General features: G+C 60.1%; 15 protein-coding genes and 1 pseudogene. 11 read left to right on the top strand and 5 right to left on the bottom strand.

Going from position 1 to position 17775, the window contains the following annotated elements; translation table 11 throughout:
* Nucleotides 1–122 precede the first annotated feature (122 nt).
* Nucleotides 123–1361 (bottom strand): geranylgeranyl reductase family protein, encoded by a 1239-nt coding sequence (locus BEN48_RS11035; RefSeq protein WP_070734828.1) that lies wholly within the window; start codon nt 1359–1361, stop codon nt 123–125.
* A gap of 128 nt (nt 1362–1489) precedes the next feature.
* On the opposite strand from BEN48_RS11035, the gene fabG reads away from it, so the two are divergent.
* The 7 genes and pseudogenes from fabG (at nt 1490) to BEN48_RS11000 (ending at nt 11241) form a co-directional block, all read left to right on the top strand.
* Nucleotides 1490–2239 carry a 3-oxoacyl-[acyl-carrier-protein] reductase gene (gene fabG / locus BEN48_RS11030; RefSeq protein WP_070734826.1) on the top strand — a complete coding sequence of 250 codons (750 nt, stop codon included), beginning with the start codon at nt 1490–1492 and terminating at the stop codon, nt 2237–2239.
* Between the two features lie 31 nt (nt 2240–2270).
* Nucleotides 2271–3419 carry a PD-(D/E)XK nuclease family protein gene (locus tag BEN48_RS18170; protein ID WP_083320980.1) on the top strand — a complete coding sequence of 383 codons (1149 nt, stop codon included), beginning with the start codon at nt 2271–2273 and terminating at the stop codon, nt 3417–3419.
* A 304-nt stretch (nt 3420–3723) separates the two neighbouring features.
* A complete protein-coding gene (locus BEN48_RS19140; RefSeq protein WP_158010157.1) occupies nt 3724–5805 on the top strand; it encodes a VWA domain-containing protein in 2082 nt (693 codons plus the stop codon).
* A gap of 238 nt (nt 5806–6043) precedes the next feature.
* Nucleotides 6044–7138, top strand: coding sequence for an MBL fold metallo-hydrolase (locus tag BEN48_RS11015; protein ID WP_094122949.1), 1095 nt, complete (start codon nt 6044–6046; stop codon nt 7136–7138).
* A gap of 231 nt (nt 7139–7369) precedes the next feature.
* Nucleotides 7370–8035 carry a pseudouridine synthase gene (locus tag BEN48_RS11010; protein WP_083320979.1) on the top strand — a complete coding sequence of 222 codons (666 nt, stop codon included), beginning with the start codon at nt 7370–7372 and terminating at the stop codon, nt 8033–8035.
* Nucleotides 8036–8289: 254 nt separating this feature from the next.
* Nucleotides 8290–10235: pseudogene (gene dnaK, locus BEN48_RS11005) on the top strand (molecular chaperone DnaK).
* Between the two features lie 352 nt (nt 10236–10587).
* A complete protein-coding gene (locus BEN48_RS11000; RefSeq protein WP_125932591.1) occupies nt 10588–11241 on the top strand; it encodes a hypothetical protein in 654 nt (217 codons plus the stop codon).
* Nucleotides 11242–11265: 24 nt separating this feature from the next.
* Here BEN48_RS11000 and BEN48_RS10995 read toward each other — a convergent pair whose 3' ends face one another.
* Both BEN48_RS10995 and purE read right to left on the bottom strand, forming a co-directional pair.
* Nucleotides 11266–12387 carry an endonuclease/exonuclease/phosphatase family protein gene (locus tag BEN48_RS10995; protein WP_083320978.1) on the bottom strand — a complete coding sequence of 374 codons (1122 nt, stop codon included), beginning with the start codon at nt 12385–12387 and terminating at the stop codon, nt 11266–11268.
* 17 nt (nt 12388–12404) lie between these two features.
* Nucleotides 12405–12890, bottom strand: coding sequence for a 5-(carboxyamino)imidazole ribonucleotide mutase (gene purE / locus BEN48_RS10990; RefSeq protein ID WP_070734911.1), 486 nt, complete (start codon nt 12888–12890; stop codon nt 12405–12407).
* A 202-nt stretch (nt 12891–13092) separates the two neighbouring features.
* Here purE and BEN48_RS10985 point away from each other — a divergent pair, with 202 nt between their 5' ends.
* The 4 genes from BEN48_RS10985 to BEN48_RS10970 all read left to right on the top strand — a co-directional run bounded on the left by BEN48_RS10985 (nt 13093) and on the right by BEN48_RS10970 (nt 15423).
* Nucleotides 13093–13713: a MarC family protein gene (locus BEN48_RS10985; RefSeq protein ID WP_070734820.1), complete on the top strand. Its 621-nt coding sequence runs from the start codon at nt 13093–13095 to the stop codon at nt 13711–13713.
* A 204-nt stretch (nt 13714–13917) separates the two neighbouring features.
* The gene (gene hemE / locus BEN48_RS10980; RefSeq protein WP_070734818.1) at nt 13918–14943 is read left to right on the top strand and encodes a uroporphyrinogen decarboxylase; all 1026 of its coding nucleotides are present in this window, start codon (nt 13918–13920) and stop codon (nt 14941–14943) included.
* A 51-nt stretch (nt 14944–14994) separates the two neighbouring features.
* Nucleotides 14995–15183, top strand: a complete 189-nt coding sequence (locus tag BEN48_RS10975; RefSeq protein ID WP_070734816.1) for a hypothetical protein — start codon at nt 14995–14997, stop codon at nt 15181–15183.
* Between the two features lie 30 nt (nt 15184–15213).
* Nucleotides 15214–15423, top strand: coding sequence for a zinc ribbon domain-containing protein YjdM (locus BEN48_RS10970; protein ID WP_193408673.1), 210 nt, complete (start codon nt 15214–15216; stop codon nt 15421–15423).
* A gap of 8 nt (nt 15424–15431) precedes the next feature.
* Here the strand turns inward: BEN48_RS10970 and BEN48_RS10965 are convergent, their stop codons facing one another.
* A complete protein-coding gene (locus BEN48_RS10965; RefSeq protein ID WP_070734812.1) occupies nt 15432–16430 on the bottom strand; it encodes a bifunctional heptose 7-phosphate kinase/heptose 1-phosphate adenyltransferase in 999 nt (332 codons plus the stop codon).
* 105 nt (nt 16431–16535) lie between these two features.
* On the bottom strand, nt 16536–17756 hold the full coding sequence (locus BEN48_RS10960; RefSeq protein ID WP_070734810.1) for a pyridoxal phosphate-dependent aminotransferase: 1221 nt from the start codon (nt 17754–17756) through the stop codon (nt 16536–16538).
* Nucleotides 17757–17775: the final 19 nt, after the last annotated feature.

Here is a 17775-nt window from a genome sequence, read left to right as displayed (position 1 = left end):
AAGCATCTCTACCGCAATAGTGACCCTACCGATTGGGTTTACTACTGCAGTAGAGATGCTTCGGCTGCGCTCAGCATGACCGGCCCTTTGTCCCTTCCTTAAACTCCGCTTTAAACCGGCTTCTACTTCCTGCCAAACAGGAGTTTGAAGTAGAAGCTGGGCTGCCGCAGCCGCTCGCGCAGGTCCAGGTCCATGAACATGGCGGAGAGGGTTTCGGCCAGCGTGGGGTTGTTCACGGCGCGGTTGGCCACGATGTTGAACAGGCTGGGGAAGTTGAGCAGGCGCTGCATCACGCGGCTCAGGCGCAGTTCCTGCCAGAGCCGGTTGTACACGGCTTTGTCGTAGTTTTTGAGGAATGCGGGGCTGAAATCACCTTTCGCCACGGCTTGCGCGGCCCAGATGGCGGCGTGGCGCCCGCTCACCATGGCGTGCGAAATACCCTCGCCGCTAAACGGGTCGATGAGCGAGCCGGCATCGCCGAGCAGCAGGTAGTTGGCCCCCGACAGCGGCCGGCGCTTCGAGCCCAGCGGCAACCCAAAGCCCCGCACGGGGCCCAGCCGCTCGGCCTGTGCGAAGCGCGGGGCCAGGGTGGGGTGCGTAGTCAGAATTTCGTCGAGCCGCTGGCGGAGGTTGATTTTTTTGGCGGCCACGGTTTTCGAAAGCATGCCCACGCCCACGTTGGCCTGGCCGTTGGGCAGCGGAAACACCCACAGGTAGCCGGGCAGAAAATCCTTGATGAAGTGCAGCTCGATGAAGTTGTTGGGGCTGAGCCCGGTCACGTTGTCGTAGTAGGTGCGAAGGCCGGCGCAGTGGTGGTCGGGCTCGAGGGCGTGGCCGGCCACTTTGCGCGCAAACTCCGACTGGGCCCCGTTGGCCACCAGCAGAATGCGGCAGGTAGCCACTTCCTCGCCGGCTTTGTTGAGGAGCTGCCAGCCGGTGGCGGTGCGCTCGGTGCGGGCCACGTCCACGTTTTCACGAAAGTCGATTTCGGGCCGCTGCCGCACTTCCTCCACCAGGAAATTATCGAAATCGATGCGCTTGGCTACGTGGCCGGCGGCGCGGTCGGTGTTTTTGTTGAAATCGGGCTTGAAGGGAATGCCGAGCTGCTGGCCGTTGGGAGCAAAGAAATCGATGCCCCAGCTGGGCACCTGCATGGGCGCAGCGGCCAACTGGCTGGTCAGCTTCTCGTCAATTCGCTTCAGCTCGCTCAGGACTTTGCCGCTTAGGGCGTCGCCGCACACTTTGTCGCGCGGGAAAGCGGCGCGGTCCAGCAGTAGGCAGGGGTGGCCGGCGTTGGCCAGGTGCAGGGCGGCGGTGGCGCCACCGGGGCCCGCACCCAAAATGCAGATATCGTGGTTCATTAGCTATTAGCTGGCAGCTTATAGCTGTTAGCTCTTTTGATAAACAGCCTTTCGGCAACGCAAGCTACCTCCGAAAGCTGACAGCTAATGGCGAAAAGCTAACAGCTGGATTAGCTACCTTCGCCCCCATGACTCAAACGCTGACCGGAAAAGTGGCCCTCGTAACGGGCGCTTCCAAAGGAATTGGCCGCGCTATCGCGGCACATTTTGCCCACCTGGGCGCCCAGGTGGCCTTCACATACCTCTCCTCCGTCGAAAAAGGCCAGGCTCTGGAAACCGAGCTGTCTGCTGCCGGCACCAAGGTGAAGGGCTACCGCTCCGATGCCTCCGACTACGCCCAGGCCGAAAAGCTGGTGGAGGACGTGCTGGCCGATTTCGGCAAGCTCGACATCCTCGTCAACAACGCCGGCATTACGCAGGACGGCCTGCTCATGCGCATGAGCGAGCAGCAGTGGGACCAAGTGATGAACGTAAACCTCAAGTCGGTTTTCAACCTGACCAAGGCCGCCACCAAGCCCATGATGCGCGCAAAGGCCGGCTCCATCATCAACATGACCAGCGTAGTGGGCATCAAAGGCAACGCCGGGCAGGCCAACTACGCGGCCAGCAAGGCCGGCATCATCGGCTTCACCAAATCGGTGGCCCTGGAGCTGGGCTCGCGCAACATCCGCTGCAACGCCATTGCCCCCGGCTTCATCGAAACCGAAATGACCGATGCCCTCGACCCTAAGCAGGTGGATGAATGGCGCAAGGCCATTCCGCTCAAGCGTGGCGGCACCCCAGAGGACGTGGCCAAGGCCACAGCATTTCTGGCGTCGGATGATTCGAGCTACATCAGCGGGCAGGTGCTTCAGGTAGACGGGGGGATGCTGACGTAGGGGAATATTTTCGTTTTTAAATTTCGACAGAATGCAGCCTACCCAACTTGAGCTTGATAAATTAACTTCCGCTTTTCGCGCAGCTCATTGGCCCGAAATCTCTGAACGTCGTCCTACATTTTTCTCAATTGCGAAGTTTCCGCATTATGAGAACGTCATGAGTAATGTTTATCAATTCTTTTTTGATTCGGATGGACCACATGGATTAGGCACGTTGTGTATTGATGCTCTACTTGATGCAATTTGCAAGCAAGGAGCTTTGCCTTGGGAGGGTAAACCATTTCGCAAAGTTCTTGCTCGACGTGAGGAATCTATGGACGAAAACCAGCGCTTGGATATCTTGGTTCATAATGCCCAATTGGGTGAGAGTTGGGAGAATGCTAGTGCTCTTATCCTAATTGAAAATAAAGTTTACCATTGGCTTGCTAATGATTTGGACAATTACTGGCATTCTGTTGAAAAGCGTAATCCCAACGGGGAAAAGATTGGTGTGGTACTAGGATTGAAACGAGAGAAATTACCGTTGGACTTGCGAACTAGTTGGGTTTGTGTTTCTCATCTTGAATGGGCTAGGGCCGTTGAGGCTCTCTTAGGTAGTCGGATTTACAGAGCAGAACCGCGCTACATCACTTTGCTTTTAGAATTCATTGAAAATATTCGCACTATGACCAATGCTAAAGAGGACTTTAATGAATTGATGGGGTTCTTGCAACAAAACCGGGCTGCAATCAGCCGGGCTATACAGATTCGAGACCAAGCTATGGAACGAATTGCATTCGAACTTAGGGAAGCTCTTGCTGCCACATATGTTGTTTTGCCCAAAAAGGATGAGAATATGGATGGTTGGCTAATTATTGAGAAGCCAGGCAAGCATTCGCTCAAATACATTTTGTCTTATTACTATCTGTTTCACGAAGGCGACGACGCGCCAAACTACAGAATAGCTCTACTGCCAGAGGACGGAAACATTGAAAAAGCGAAATATTGGCGTGATGTGTTGTCAACAACTGAACAAGCACGGCTTCATAAGATAGAGCCAGATATTCACCACTATGTTATTGGAAAAACTTATCAGGTTACTTCAAATAACTACCAAAATTTTCCTCAAGTTGTCGCTGATGCTCTTCGCAACGACTGGCAGCCTCTCGAACAATATTGGTTAATAAAGGACACCGAGTAAATGAAGCACCTACGCCAATTTTAGATTGATGACTGGCGTCGAACGTTCATGTAATTCATTTACAATGAATATTGTACTTATCACGCCCAATAATGAGCTATTACTTCATTCAAAGGCTCTTAGCCTTGAACTGGATGTTACTCTGGAAGAGTTTATGATTGTCGCGTTGCGCAACTTTCTAAATTCGCAGCCGGCTTTGTTAGAGCAATAAGAGCCATTTGACTGCTCTTTCTCCGAATAAATCGAAACCAAAGCGTTATCTCCTGCTACCTATGCTACCATGCTTCCTTTCCTTTTATTCTAATTGCTGACCACTCAATATTCTCCCTGGCTGATTCTGCTGTGCCTCCTGGTTGGGGCTGGCTACGCGGCCCTGCAATACTCGGCCAAAACCCCGTGGAGCAAGCAGTTGAACTACGGGCTGGCCACGCTCCGCTTCGTGGTGGTGAGCTTTCTGTGCTACCTGCTGCTGGCGCCCTACCTCAAAACCACCACCACGCGCACCGAGCAGCCCACCGTGGTGCTGGCCGTCGACAACTCGCAATCGGTGGAGCTTTTCACGCCCAAAGCCGTGCTGAGCCAGGCTACTAGCGGCCTCGCGGGCTTGGCCGAAACCCTCCGCGCCAAGGGCTTCACCGTGGAAACCCGCACCCTGAGCTCCCGCCCCAACCGGCCGGCGCGTCTCGATTCGCTGCGTTTCGGCGTCCCCACCACCGACCTGGACCGGGTGCTGACCGATACCCGCGACGCCTACGACGGCCGCAACCTGGCCAGCGTGGTGCTGCTAAGCGACGGCCTGGTGAACCAGGGCCGCAGCCCGGTGTACTCGGACTACAACTTTCCCATCTACAGCGTGGCCGTGGGCGACACCGTGCCCAAGCGCGACCTGCGCCTCACCGGCCTCACCTACAACCGCGTGGCTTTCAGCGGCAACAAGTTTCCATTGGAAGCAGAGCTGGGGTTTGAGGGCTATGCCGGGGGCACCGCTACCGTGGAGCTGCGCGAAGGCACCCGCGTGCTGGATACCCGCCGCGTGACTTTGCCCGCTGGCCGCCGCCGCGCCAAGGCCACGTTCCAGCTTACGGCGCCCGCGCCCGGCAAGCGCCGCTACGAAGTGCGCGTGGTGCCGCAGCCCGGCGAGTTTACGCCGCTCAACAACGCCCGCACGGCTTTTATTGAAATTGTGAAAGGGAAGCTGCGCGTGCTGCTGGCCGGGGCCGCCCCCCACCCCGACCTGAAAGCCCTGCGCGCCGCCATCCTGGCCAACGACAACTTTGACCTGACGCTGGCCCTGCCCGGTGTGTCGCCGCTCAAGGCCGGCGCCGATTTCGACGTGGCCATAATGCACCAGCTACCGGCCCAGGGCGGGCTGGGCAACGACATTCTGGCCCAGGTGAAAGCGCGGCGTACCCCGGCGTTTTACATCATTGGGGCGCAGTCGGACCTGCCGGCTTACAACCAGCTGGGCACGGGACTCACCATTCAGGCCCGCGGCTCGCAGACCGACGAGGTGACGCCGGTGCCCAACCCCGGCTTTGCCCGCTTTGCTACCGACGAGGATGCCGCGCGCCGCTACGGCCAGTACCCGCCGGCGCCGGTTCCCTTCGGCGATTTGCGCCTGGGGCCGGGCGCCGAAGCGGCCCTGTGGCAGCAGGTGGGCCGGGTGGCCACCCAGAAGCCGCTGCTCGTTTTTGGCGGGTCGGCTGAGCGCCGCCAGGCCACCCTGCTCACCGACGGCAGCTGGCAATGGCGCCTGAGCGAGGCCGTGGAGCACGACGACCGCCCCGAAGTCTACGACCGGCTCATTGTCCGCACGCTGCAGCTGCTCACCCAAAACGCCAACAAAAAGCGCCTCGACGTATACCCCACGCAGGAAAACTTCGGCACGCAGGACGACGTGACGCTGGGCGCCGAAACCTACAACGCCGTATTTGAGCGCCTCTACAACCAGAAAATCGACCTCATCCTGACCGATGAGAAAAAGCAAGTCCGGCGGTTCAACTTTGCCAATCCCGAAGACGGCTCGCCTCTGCGCTTGGGCCCGCTGCCGGCCGGCCTCTACCGTTACCAGGCCCGCGCCACCCTGGGCGGCCAGGCTCAGCAGGACGCGGGCGAGCTGCTGGTGCAGTCGCAGCCGCTGGAGGCGCTGGAATCCCGCGCCGACCACAATTTACTGGCGCAGTTGTCGCGCCGCAGCGGTGCGCGGCTCTACTACCCCACGCAGTTTGACAAGCTGGCGCAGGACATTCTGAAAGCGAACTACAAGCCCGTAATCACCGCCGAGGAAAATGTAAAGGACCTGATTAATCTGAAGTGGATTTTCTTCGTGATTCTGGCCTTTTTAACGGTGGAATGGGCCGTGCGGAAGTATTCGGGCAGCTTGTAGAGCTGCGGGGAAAGTGGGTTTTATTGCGATAAAAGCACGTCATGCTGAGCGCAGTCGAAGCTTCTCTACCGTGCTAGTAATTCATTTACTACTACGGTAGAGAAGCTTGACTGCGCTCAGCATGACGTTTTGTACTTTTCTTAATGAGGCGCAGCAGGACCCCTCTAAACCGACACTGAAAGCACTCTGATGCTAAAGCCGTTATGAAGTAATGCGCAAACTCTTAATATCATTTCTCATGGCAACGAGCAGCGTTGTGGGCATTTTGCTGGTGGCGGGCGCTGCCTTTCTTGGCCTGAGCCCGCAGTTTGGGGGCAAGCCCACCGAGGCTGACAAGCAGGCTTATGCCAAGTCCGGCCACTACCAGGACGGTGAGTTTATGAACCTGATACCTACCCTGCAGCTGACCGAAGGCAGCACGATGGGCCTTCTGTGGAAATTCCTGTTCAAAAAAGCGCCGAATGCCACTCCCGCTGGCCCATTGCCCATGCAGTCCCTCGACTCGGTGGCCATCACCCGCAAAACGCCGGACATGGTGCGCGTGACGTGGTTTGGCCACTCGGCCAGCCTGGTGGAGTTGGCCGGCAAAAACATCCTGCTCGACCCCATGCTGGGCATGGAAATGGGGCCGGTGAGTTGGCTCACGCCCAACCGCTACAACCCCAGCCTGCCCATCAGCGCCGAAAAACTGCCGGCCATTGACGCGGTGTTGATTTCGCACGACCACTACGACCACCTCGACTACCAGACCATCCGGCGCATCAAGCACAAGGTGGCGCGTTTTTACGTGCCGCTGGGCATCGGCCCGCACCTGCGGGCCTGGGGCGTGGCCCCCGAGCGCATTACCGAAATGAACTGGAACGACGAGGTGCAAGTCGACGGGCTGACGGTGGTTTGCACGCCCAGCCGCCACTTTTCGGGCCGGGGCCTCACCAACCGCAATTCCACCATGTGGAGCTCCTGGGTGCTGAAATCGGCCACGAAGCGGGTGTTCTACAGCGGCGATGGGGGCTACGGGCCGCACTTCCGCACCATTGGCGCCGCCCAGGGCCCCTTCGATTTGGCCCTGATGGAATGCGGCCAGTACGACCGGCAATGGGCCCAAATACACATGATGCCCGAGCAGAGCGTGCAGGCCGCCCGCGACGTGCGCGCCGCCGTGATGCTGCCCGTGCATTGGGCCGCGTTCACCGAAGCCAACCACGCCTGGGACGACCCCATCAGGCGCGCCACCGCCGAGGCCACCCGGCTGGGCCAGCCCCTCACCACGCCGCGCCTGGGCGAACCCGTAACTTTGGGCACCCCGCTGCCCACCGCCCGCTGGTGGGAATAGCAGCCCTGAACATTACATCAGGATACAAAACAGAACGTCATGCTGAGCTTGCCGAAGCATCTCTACCGCGCCATCTGTCATGTTTAATCTGGCGTGCTGCAGGAAGCATCCTTTTACCAAAGAACAAATCGTTTCTGGGTGAGAAGGTACTTTGCAAGCTCAGGATGACAGCAGGCGCGGTAGAGCTGCCTCGGCTGCGCTCAGCATGACGGTCACACTGTACAAAATATCATGCGTTACATCCTCGTCAACAAGCCCTACGAAGTCCTCACCCAGTTCACGGACGAGCACGGCCGCGCCACGCTCAAGGACTTCGTGCCCGTGACCGGCATCTACCCGGTAGGCCGCCTCGATTTCGACAGCGAAGGCCTGCTCCTGCTCACCGACGACAAAGCCCTGCAGCACCGCCTGAGCGACCCCAAATTCAAAGTCCCGAAAACCTACTGGGCCCAGGTAGAAGGCACCGTGACGGAAGAAGCCCTGGAGAAACTGCGCCGCGGCGTGCAGATAAAAGACGGCCGCACTACGCCCGCCCGGGCCGTGGCCATGCCCGAGCCCGCCGAGCTGTGGGAGCGCAGCACGCCCATTCGCTTCCGCGCCAGCATTCCTACCAGCTGGCTGGCCATCACCATCTCGCAGGGCATGAACCGGCAGGTGCGCAAGATGTGCGCCGCCGTGGGCCTGCCCTGCCTGCGCCTCATCCGCGCCAGCATCGACGAGCTGACGCTGGACGAGCTAGCCCCCGGCCAGTGGCGCGAGCTGACGCCCGCCGAGTCGGGCAAGCTGAAAGCGAAGTTCTCGGCCACGAAGAACCCGGCAAACCGAAAGGTGGCGGTGAAAGGCGCGCCCGGAGCGCCGCCAGTGTCGGCTGCACCCCGCCGCGGCAAGGCAGAGTAGTAGCGGCGGGCCCTGTGGCAATATTTAAGCTGATTTTGAATCTTGAGGGCTGCTTCTGCTGCACGCTTGTCAGGAAAAGCAGTTTTGCCCGAAACAATTCAGGTCACCTCGTCGGCTAATGTGCCGCTTGAGACCGAATCGGTGACAATCTGTCACCAAAAGCACGCTGGTACGTTGCTTGTAATCGTCGGGTAGCGGCTGCAAAGCCTGCTTCGACCTGACAATTCCACTCCAATAACCAACACACACCCACCATGGGCAAAATAATCGGCATTGACCTCGGCACCACCAATTCGTGCGTGGCCGTAATGGAAGGCAACGAACCCGTTGTAATCCCCAACAGCGAAGGCCGCCGCACCACCCCCAGCATCGTCGCGTTCCTCGACGGGGGCAAGGGCGAGCGCAAAGTGGGCGACCCGGCCAAGCGCCAGGCCGTGACCAACCCCAAGAATACCATCGCCAGCATCAAGCGCTTCATGGGCCGCCAGTTTTCGGAAGTAACCGCCGAAAGCAAGTACGTAGCCTATGATTTGACGCCCGGCTCCAACAACACGGTGGCCGTGAAAATCGGTGACCGCAACTACACCCCGCAGGAAATTTCGGCCATGGTGCTTCAGAAAATGAAGCAGACGGCGGAAGATTACCTCGGCACCACCGTGACCGAAGCCGTTATCACGGTGCCGGCTTACTTCAACGACGCCCAGCGCCAGGCCACCAAAGAAGCCGGTGCCATTGCCGGCCTCGATGTGAAGCGCATCATCAACGAGCCTACTGCGGCTGCCCTCGCCTATGGCTTGGATAAGAAGCACAAGGACCAGAAAATCGCCGTGTACGACCTCGGCGGCGGCACGTTCGACATCTCCATTCTGGAGTTGGGCGATGGCGTGTTTGAAGTACTGAGCACCAACGGCGACACCCACCTGGGCGGCGACGACTTCGACCAGGTTATCATCGACTTCCTGGCCGACCAGTTTAAGTCGGACAACGAAGGCCTCGACCTGCGCAACGACCCCATGGCCCTGCAGCGCCTCAAGGAAGCTGCCGAGAAAGCCAAAGTGGAGCTGTCCAGTTCGACCGAAACCGAAGTAAACCTGCCCTACATCACCGCCACGGCCTCGGGGCCCAAGCACCTGGTGGTGAAGCTGAGCCGCGCCAAGTTTGAGCAACTCGCCGACAACCTCGTGCGCCGCTCGATGGACCCCGTGAAAAAGGCCCTGCAAGACGCCGGCTTGTCGACTTCCGACATCGACGAGGTTATCCTCGTGGGCGGTTCTACCCGCATTCCCCGCATTCAGGAGGAAGTGGAGAAGTTCTTCGGCAAGAAGCCTTCAAAAGGCGTGAACCCTGACGAAGTGGTGGCCATTGGCGCCGCCATCCAGGGCGGTGTGCTCACCGGTGAAGTGAAGGACGTGCTCCTGCTCGACGTGACCCCGCTTTCGCTGGGCATTGAGACGATGGGCGGCGTAATGACCAAGCTCATCGAGTCGAACACGACCATCCCTACCAAGAAGTCGGAGACTTTCTCCACGGCTTCCGACAACCAGCCGTCGGTGCAGATTGTGGTGTTCCAGGGCGAGCGCCCGCTGGCCAGTCAGAACCGCCAAATCGGTCGATTCGACCTCGACAGCATCCCGCCCGCTCCCCGTGGCGTGCCCCAGATTGAGGTAACGTTCGACATCGACGCCAACGGCATCCTGAACGTGACCGCCAAGGACAAAGGCACCGGCAAGGAGCAGAAAATCCGCATCGAAGCCAGCAGCGGCCTGACCGACGACGACATCAAGCGCATGCGCGACGAAGCCGCCGCCAACGCCGATGCCGACAAAGCTGAAACCGAGCGCATCGGCAAGGTAAACGCCGCCGATTCGATGATTTTCCAGACCGAGAAGCAGCTGAAAGAGTACGGCGAGAAGCTGAGCGATGGCAACAAAACCGCCATCGAAGGTGCCCTGACTGACTTGAAAGCCGCGCACGAGAGCAAGGACATTGCCCGTATTGATACCGCCATGGAGGCCATCAACACGGCTTGGCAGGCGGCCTCGCAGGAGATGTACGCTGCGGGCGGTGCCGAAGGCGGCCAGCCCGGAGCCGGTGGTTTCCCTGGCGCTGACGGCCAGCCGCAGGACGGCAACGGCCAGGAGGCCGGCGACACGTGACCGACGTGGACTACGAAGAAGTAGACGGCAAGGACGCCAAGTAAGGCACTTGCCACAATGGAAAGGCCGGAGGCGCAAGCTTCCGGCCTTTTTTTGTTTGGGACTTTTATAAATTGTTGTTTGGTTGAAAGCAGTTGATGACGTATTATTAACTCATTGTTTAACAAGACATAAAGTGCACCAGACAGCCCCATTACTGCAGAACCACTACCTGGCTGGTGGGCCGGCTGCGCACTCATTCCGGGTAGGCATCCGCTCCCCGGCTGCGAGGTGTATGCCGGCAATGCCCGCGCTACGCCGTAATTTTAGCCCAACATCAACTCTTTCTCGTATGGGGCCTATTGGTGCCCACCGCGCTTTGGAAACCCCGCATTCCGTTACCGATTTACCTACCTTATGAAATCAACTGCCTACTTATATCCAGTTCGTGCCGCAGCCTTGGGCATTCTTTTAGCAGCCACCACCCAATGCAGCGTGAGCGACAAGGTAAAAGAGTCGCCCAACGCCAAGAAGAGCAACCTTTCGGCTCAGGCCCTGGAAAACCAGGCTTTTGACCAGATGCAGTTCCGCCTCAATTTTATGGACGAAGCCCGCCTCGGTGGGCAGGACATCCTGTTTGTGCGCCAGGCCACCGACCTTACTTCGGCCCAGCAAGCCAAGCTGCAAACGGCGCTGCAGGCCAACAACCTGCCCCTTAAGCTGCGCATGCGCATTTACGCCCGCAACCCCAGCACGGTCAATTTGCAACTCAAGCAGCTGGAATACCAGGTGATGCTGGACGGCCGCGAGCTGACCAAAGGCGTTACGGGAGCGAATGAGGAGTTGGAGCCCAGCGCCATCATCACCCTGCCTGTGAATGTGGACCTCAACGTACCCACGGCCCTGCTTAGCGGCAGCACGCCCGCAGCTTTTGCCGCCAACCTGGCCGATTTCACGGGCAGTGGCCGCCGCCTCACCATGCGCATCCGGCCTACTTACGCGAGCATATCGGGCCGAGTGGCTCCGCAGGCCGATTTCCAGCCCATTGAGCTGGTAACTAAAAAGCGCTAGCGCGCAGAACTGCCCGGCCCGGGGCTAGTCCTCATCGGGCTGGGCAGCTTCGGCTACGCCTTCCTCAATTTTTTCTGCCACTTCCTCGTGGTCGCCTTGGTCGGCGGCTTCCAGCTCTTTTTCCTGTTCGTGCCAGCCACCCGGCTCGTAGCTGAGGCGGATGTAAATGGGGAAGTGGTCGGAGCCAATGTGCGCCAGCCGCTCCAGCTGCTGCAACCGGAAGTGAGAGGAGTGAAACACGTGGTCCAGGGGCCAGCGCAGCAGCTTGTGGTCGGCGTGGAACGTGGGCAGCAGGCCCCGGCCAATGCGGGGGTCCAGCAGGCGCGAAATGCGCCGAAACAGTTCGGACGTGTGCGACCACGCCACGTCATTGAGGTCGCCGGCCACAATGGTGGGGCCTTCGTGTCCTCGAATGACTTTGCCCACCACCAGCAGCTCGGCATCGCGCTTGGCGCTGGTCTTGGACTCTTGTGGTGCCGGCGGCTTGGGGTGCAGGAAGTGCATGTTGACGGCCACTCCGTTGGGCAGCACTACGCACCCGTGAAAGGAAGGAATATCAGAATCGAGGATGTACCGCATCTGCGGTTCCTGCAGCGGCAACCGCGAAAAAACCAGCATGCCGTAGGTATTGGGCAGGGGAGCGTGGCAGGTGTACGGGTACTGCTCTTCGATGCGCTCCAGTTGGCTCAGCCACCAGTCGTCGGTTTCCACGGCCAGCACTACATCGGGCTGCAGGTTGTTGATGTGGCCCAGCAGGCGCGACGCGTCGCGGTTGTACATGAGCACATTAGCCACGATGATGCTCAGGTGGTTGTCGTTGTCATCAGCCGAGCGGGAAGCGTCGGCCACCTGCCGGCTGTGCAGGGGCGTGTAGGGCCAGATGCGGCTGGCCTGGTACACCATGGCCACGGCCAAGGCCACTACGAAAATAGTATGGCCCAGGCTGGATGCGGTGGGCAGTACCAGCGCAACCAGCAGGCTCAGGGTCAAGCCGGCCACAATTTGCAGGCGCGGAAAATCACAGGCGCGAATCCACCAGGCGGTTTGGCGAAGAATGGGCAGCAGCGTGGCCAGCAAAGCCACTCCTCCCACTCCCCACAGCACCCAGTGGGCCACGGTGAGTGACAAAGCGTAAAAATCAGACATTGAAGGGTACTAAGGAGTTACACATCGTCCTGAAAGCCGCCTTTGCGCAGCTCCTCAATGGTGCGCATTACCCGGTCTTTTAGCGTTGTGCGGTATTTTTCGAGGGCATCGGCCAGGCGGGCGTTGTGAATGGCCAGCATTTGGGTGGCCAGCACGGCGGCATTGGCGGCGCTGTCGATGCCCACGGTGGCCACGGGCACGCCCGCCGGCATCTGAATCATGCTCAGAATGGAGTCGAGCCCCTGAATGGAGATGGTGTTGTTGATGGGCACCCCAATCACGGGAATAGTAGTGAAGGCGGCCACCATGCCGGGCAGATGCGCGGCCCCACCCCCACCGGCGATGAGCACGCGCAGGCCACGCTTGCGCGCCGACTCGGCATATTCCACCATCCGATGGGGCGTGCGGTGGGGTGAAACGAGGGTAATTTCGAAGGGAATACCAAATTGACGAAGCACGTCGGCCGCGCCGGACATGGTTTTCAAATCTGATTTCGACCCCATGATGATGCCCACAATGGGGGTTTCGGTGATGGGACGGTCGGTGTCGGAGCCGGGGGCAGGGCCGGTAGCGGAGGAATCAGGAGACATGGTGGGGAAGCGTAAAGAAGACAGGATTCACACGGCAGAGCACGAAATTTCGCCGATGAAGCGGCAAAATAAGACTTTTCCACTCAGCCCGACGCTTCTCCTACCTTTGCGGGCTATGGAAATTCTGCTCGCCACCTTCACCACGCTCTTTTCCATCGTCAATCCGTTTGGGGCGATGCCGGTATTTCTCACCCTCACCGCCGATGACAGGCCGTCGGACCGGGCCAAAACGGCCCTGCGCGCCTGCATCTACATGGTGTGCATTCTGAGCGTGGCTTTTTTTGGCGGCCAGTACATTCTCAACTTTTTTGGCATTAGTATCCAGCACCTGCGCATAGCGGGCGGCATTCTGCTCATGCGCTCGGCATTTGAGCTGCTCACGCCGGGCGCCAACCGCGACCGGGTGGGACCCGCCGCGCTCGAAGAAAGCAAGAACAAGGACGACATCAGCTTTACGCCGCTGGCCATGCCCATGCTGTCGGGCCCGGGCTCCATGGCCATCTGCATCGGCCTCATCCGCCCGACGTACGTGGACAAGGCCATGACCGTGGCCGCCTTTGCGCTGGTGGCCCTGGCGGCGTTCATCATTCTGCTGTTTTCGCTGCGCCTAACCAAAGTGCTGGGCAAGCCGGGCATGGCGGCCATGGCGCGCATCATCGGCTTTATCACGCTGGCCATTGGGGTCAATTTCCTGGCCTCGGCCATTGGGGCCCTCTTCCCGGGTCTCACGCGCTAAGACTTGAACTGCCGCACCAGCTGGCAAACCGAGTGGACCGAAGCAGCGCTATTGCAGTGGCAATTAGTCACTCCCGCCTGCTGGAATTCTATGAGTGGCCTAATCCAACTTTCCTACTTACACACCTGCTTGCCCCAAAGGGGGCTTTTGCTTCAAATCTAAGTAATCACGCGGCGTCCGGCCATCGTACCTTTGCCCTTCGATATGCTAAAAAACGACCTTTTCCTCCGTGCCGCCCGCGGCGAAGCCACCGAACGCACCCCCGTGTGGCTGATGCGCCAGGCCGGCCGCATCCTCCCCGAATACCGCGCCCTCCGCGGCCGTCTTTCCGGCTTCAAAGAGCTGGTGGAAACGCCCGAGCTGGCCGCCGAAGTCACCATCCAGCCCATTGATGCGCTGGATGTGGACGCCGCCATCATCTTCTCCGACATCCTAGTGGTGCCCGATGCCATGGGCCTGCGCTACGAAATGGTGGAAGCCCGCGGCCCGCTCTTTCCCGAAGTCATTAAGTCGGCGGCCGACGTGGACAAGCTCCGCGTGCCCGACCCCGAAGAAGGCCTCGGCTACGTTCTGGAAGCCCTGCGCATCACCAAAAAAGCCCTCAACGGCCGCGTGCCGCTCATCGGCTTCGCCGGTGCTCCCTGGACGCTACTGGCGTACATGGTAGAGGGCTCGGGCTCCAAAACCTTCAGCAAAGCCCGCGGCATGCTCTACCGCGAGCCCGCCCTGGCCCACCGCCTGTTGGCCAAAATCACGGCTACCACCATTGCCTACCTGCAGGCGCAGGTGGCCGCCGGGGCCCAAGTGGTGCAAATATTCGACTCCTGGGCCGGTACCCTGCCGCCCGACCACTACCGCGAATTCTCGAGCCGCTACATCGCCGAAATCACGGAGGCGCTCTCGCCGCTGGTGCCCGTCACGGTGTTTGCCAAGGGCGCCTGGTGGGCCGTGGAGGACTTTGCCGCCACGTCCTGCCGCACGATAGGACTCGACTGGAACCAGGACCCCGCCCAGGTGCGCATGCAGGCCGGCAACAAAACTCTGCAGGGCAACCTCGACCCCTGCGCCCTCTACGGCACGCCCGAACAGGTGAAAGCGGCCACCGAGGCCATGCTCCGCAAGTTTGCCGGCGGCCCGCACATCGCTAACCTTGGCCACGGCGTGTACCCCGACACCGACCCGAACAACGTGCGCGTGTTTGTGAACACGGTGAAGGCCTGGCGCGGGTAACCAACAGCAAACCGCGAGAACTTTCCGCGTCTCACTAATTCGAAACTGATAATGCCTGCATTCGGCTCCACTTTTTACTTCACGCTGGCCGCTCTCTTCGTGCTCATGGTTTTCATGTGGCGGTGGCTCCTGCGCAAGCCCGAGCGCACCCGCACGGAAACCTTCATGGTGGCGCTGATTACGCTGAGCAGCCTCTCGCCCGTTTTTTTCCTTCTCTACCTCTGGCTGTTTCGCCGGTAGCACCGCTTCAGCGCAGCACCTCCCTTGCCCATGGACGTTAAAGACAGCAACGGCACCCTGCTCGCCGAAGGCGACTCGGTTACCCTCATCAAAGACCTCAAGGTGAAAGGCTCCTCCCTCACCCTGAAGCGCGGCACGGTGGTCAAAAACATTCACCTCACCAACAGCGCCGGCGAAATAGAGGGCCGGGCCGGCGGCAGCACCATGGTGCTGAAGACCGAATTTTTGAAGAAAGCGTGATACCCAGGCTACAGCAACCTTGCTTCCTGCGCTTCTTTCAGCAGCCGCTGCTTCTCCACGGGCACCACACCCACCTGCTCGCACACCAGCCCGCCGCCTAGGTTGGCCAGCGCGGCCGTGAACGCCGCCGGCTGCCCTAGGGCCACGCACAGCGCGGCAATGCTGATGACGGTGTCGCCCGCGCCAGACACATCAGAAATGGTGCGCAAATGTGCCGGCAGGTAAGTTTTCTGCTCCTCCTGCTGGGCAAATACGCCGTGCTCTGAGAGCGTTACCAGAACCGTCTTGGGCGTTAGCTCTTCGCGTAGCCGGGCCACGGCAGCCTCAAATCCGGGCCGGTCGGTGGTGGGCTCGCCAAACTCCAGCTTCAAGCCCTCGCGCAGCTCCTTCAGGTTGGGCTTGAAGAGGGTGCAGTGGCGGTAGGCCAGAAAATTCTTCTTTTTGGGGTCCACCACCGTGGGAATGTTGCGCTGCCGGGCCCGCGCAATGCACTCCGTGATAATGGCTTCGTTGAGCACGCCCTTGTCGTAATCTTCAAACACCACCACGTCGGCGCGGTCCAGCAGGTCGTCGTAGGCGGCCAGTAGCTGCGTGCTTTCATCGTCGTTCAGGTCGGTTTCCACCTCGGAGTCGATACGCAGCAGCTGCTGGCCGTGGGCCAGGATGCGCTGCTTCACTGTGGTGGGCCGGTGAGCGCTACGAATGAGGCCTTCCGAAGCCAGCTGCTGCTCGTGTAGCAACTGCAGGAGCTGGTCGCCGCCAGCATCGGCCCCAATCACGGCGCAGAGCAGCGGCGTGGCTCCCAGCGCCTGCACATTCAGGGCTACGTTGGCGGCCCCGCCCAAGCGGTTTTCGGTGCGGGCCACGTGCACCACGGGCACGGGCGCCTCGGGCGAGAGCCGCGTGGCGCGGCCCCACACGTAAGCATCCACCATCACGTCGCCAATAATGAGGACGCGAAGATTATTGAAATTATCAAAAAGAGTTGTCAGGGAATCAACGGGCATGCGGCAAAGGTAGGGACGCGCCTTGGCGCGTTCAATCGTTGAACGGCAATGGTGCGCCGGACGGCGCAGAATCGGGCCGGACGCCGAATGCGCAAGGGCGCGTTTCTACAGCTTGGCCAGACTTTCTTTTACCCGCCGGAATGCTTCTACCAGCTTGTCATCGGCGGCGGCGGTACTGAAGCGAATGCAATCCGGCGCCCCAAAGGCGTCGCCCGACACGGCCGATACCAGCGCGTCGTTGAGCAGGTACATGGCCAGGTCCATGGAGTTGGTGATGGTACTGCCGTCGGGTGCAGTGCGGCCGAAATAGGCCGATACCTCCGGGAAAATGTAGAAAGCGCCGCTCGGAGTGGGCGTTTTGAAACCGGGAATGTCGCGCACAATATCCAGCACCAGGTCGCGGCGGCGGCGGTAGGCGGCCACCATCTCATCGGCCGAGGCCCGGCCACCTTGCAGGGCCGCCAGCCCGGCACGCTGGGTAATGGAGCACGTGCCGGACGTCACCTGGCTTTGCATTTTCTCGCAGGCGGCGGCGATGTCGGGGCGCGCGGCCAGGTAGCCCAAGCGCCAGCCGGTCATGGCGTAGCCTTTGGAGAAGCCGTTCACGGTAATCACTCGGTCCGTCACGGCTGGGAATTGCGCCAGGCTCACGTGTTCGCCCACAAAGTTGATGTACTCGTAAATCTCATCGGCCAGGGCGTACACGTGTGGGTGTCGCGCCAGCACTTCGGCAATGGCACCCAGCTCGGCGCGGCTGAACACCGACCCCGTGGGGTTGCATGGCGACGAAAACATGAGGAGCTTGGTGCGCTCCGTGATGGCGGCTTCGAGCTGCGCGGCCGTCACCTTGTAGTCGTTTTCCAGCGTGCCAGACAAGGGCACGGCAATGCCCTCGGCCAGCTTCACCATCTCCTCGTAGCTCACCCAGTAGGGCGAAAACACGATTACCTCCTCGCCGGGGTTTACCAGGCTGAGCACGGCGTTCGCCAATGACTGCTTGGCGCCGGTGCTCACCACAATCTGGTTGGGCAGGAAATCCAGGTCGTTATCACGCTTGAATTTGTCGCAGATGGCCTGCCGCAGTTCCGGAATACCGGGCACGGGCGTGTAGAACGTGTAGCCATCGTCCAGCGCCTGCTTGGCCGCGTCCTTGATGTACTGCGGGGTCTGGAAGTCGGGCTCACCAAAGCTCAGGTTGATAACATCGAAGCCCTTGGCGAGGAGCTCCCGGCTTTTTTTAGCCATGGCAATGGTGGCTGACTCGTTCATGGCCTGAATACGGTCGGAGAGCGGCGAAACCGGCGCGAGGGTAGCAGAACTGGACATACTAAAGAGAAGGGGGAAA

Origin of the sequence: Hymenobacter glacialis (assembly GCF_001816165.1) — a bacterium.
GTDB classification, from domain to species: Bacteria; Bacteroidota; Bacteroidia; order Cytophagales; family Hymenobacteraceae; genus Hymenobacter; species Hymenobacter glacialis.
The sequence above is the reverse complement of the archived record's forward strand: the minus strand, read 5'-3'. Positions and strand labels throughout refer to the sequence as shown.

What these genes read in the sequence shown, in the direction of transcription:
- BEN48_RS11010 (WP_083320979.1), top strand. Translation starts at nt 7,370, where the DNA reads ATGCGTTACATCCTCGTCAACAAGCCCTACGAAGTCCTCACCCAGTTC.
- hemE (WP_070734818.1), top strand. Translation starts at nt 13,918, where the DNA reads ATGCTAAAAAACGACCTTTTCCTCCGTGCCGCCCGCGGCGAAGCCACC.
- BEN48_RS10995 (WP_083320978.1), bottom strand. Translation starts at nt 12,387, where the DNA reads ATGTCTGATTTTTACGCTTTGTCACTCACCGTGGCCCACTGGGTGCTG.
- BEN48_RS10970 (WP_193408673.1), top strand. Translation starts at nt 15,214, where the DNA reads ATGGACGTTAAAGACAGCAACGGCACCCTGCTCGCCGAAGGCGACTCG.
- BEN48_RS10985 (WP_070734820.1), top strand. Translation starts at nt 13,093, where the DNA reads ATGGAAATTCTGCTCGCCACCTTCACCACGCTCTTTTCCATCGTCAAT.
- BEN48_RS10960 (WP_070734810.1), bottom strand. Translation starts at nt 17,756, where the DNA reads ATGTCCAGTTCTGCTACCCTCGCGCCGGTTTCGCCGCTCTCCGACCGT.
- BEN48_RS18170 (WP_083320980.1), top strand. Translation starts at nt 2,271, where the DNA reads ATGCAGCCTACCCAACTTGAGCTTGATAAATTAACTTCCGCTTTTCGC.
- fabG (WP_070734826.1), top strand. Translation starts at nt 1,490, where the DNA reads ATGACTCAAACGCTGACCGGAAAAGTGGCCCTCGTAACGGGCGCTTCC.
- BEN48_RS11015 (WP_094122949.1), top strand. Translation starts at nt 6,044, where the DNA reads ATGGCAACGAGCAGCGTTGTGGGCATTTTGCTGGTGGCGGGCGCTGCC.
- BEN48_RS10975 (WP_070734816.1), top strand. Translation starts at nt 14,995, where the DNA reads ATGCCTGCATTCGGCTCCACTTTTTACTTCACGCTGGCCGCTCTCTTC.
- BEN48_RS11035 (WP_070734828.1), bottom strand. Translation starts at nt 1,361, where the DNA reads ATGAACCACGATATCTGCATTTTGGGTGCGGGCCCCGGTGGCGCCACC.
- purE (WP_070734911.1), bottom strand. Translation starts at nt 12,890, where the DNA reads ATGGGGTCGAAATCAGATTTGAAAACCATGTCCGGCGCGGCCGACGTG.
- BEN48_RS10965 (WP_070734812.1), bottom strand. Translation starts at nt 16,430, where the DNA reads ATGCCCGTTGATTCCCTGACAACTCTTTTTGATAATTTCAATAATCTT.
- BEN48_RS11000 (WP_125932591.1), top strand. Translation starts at nt 10,588, where the DNA reads ATGAAATCAACTGCCTACTTATATCCAGTTCGTGCCGCAGCCTTGGGC.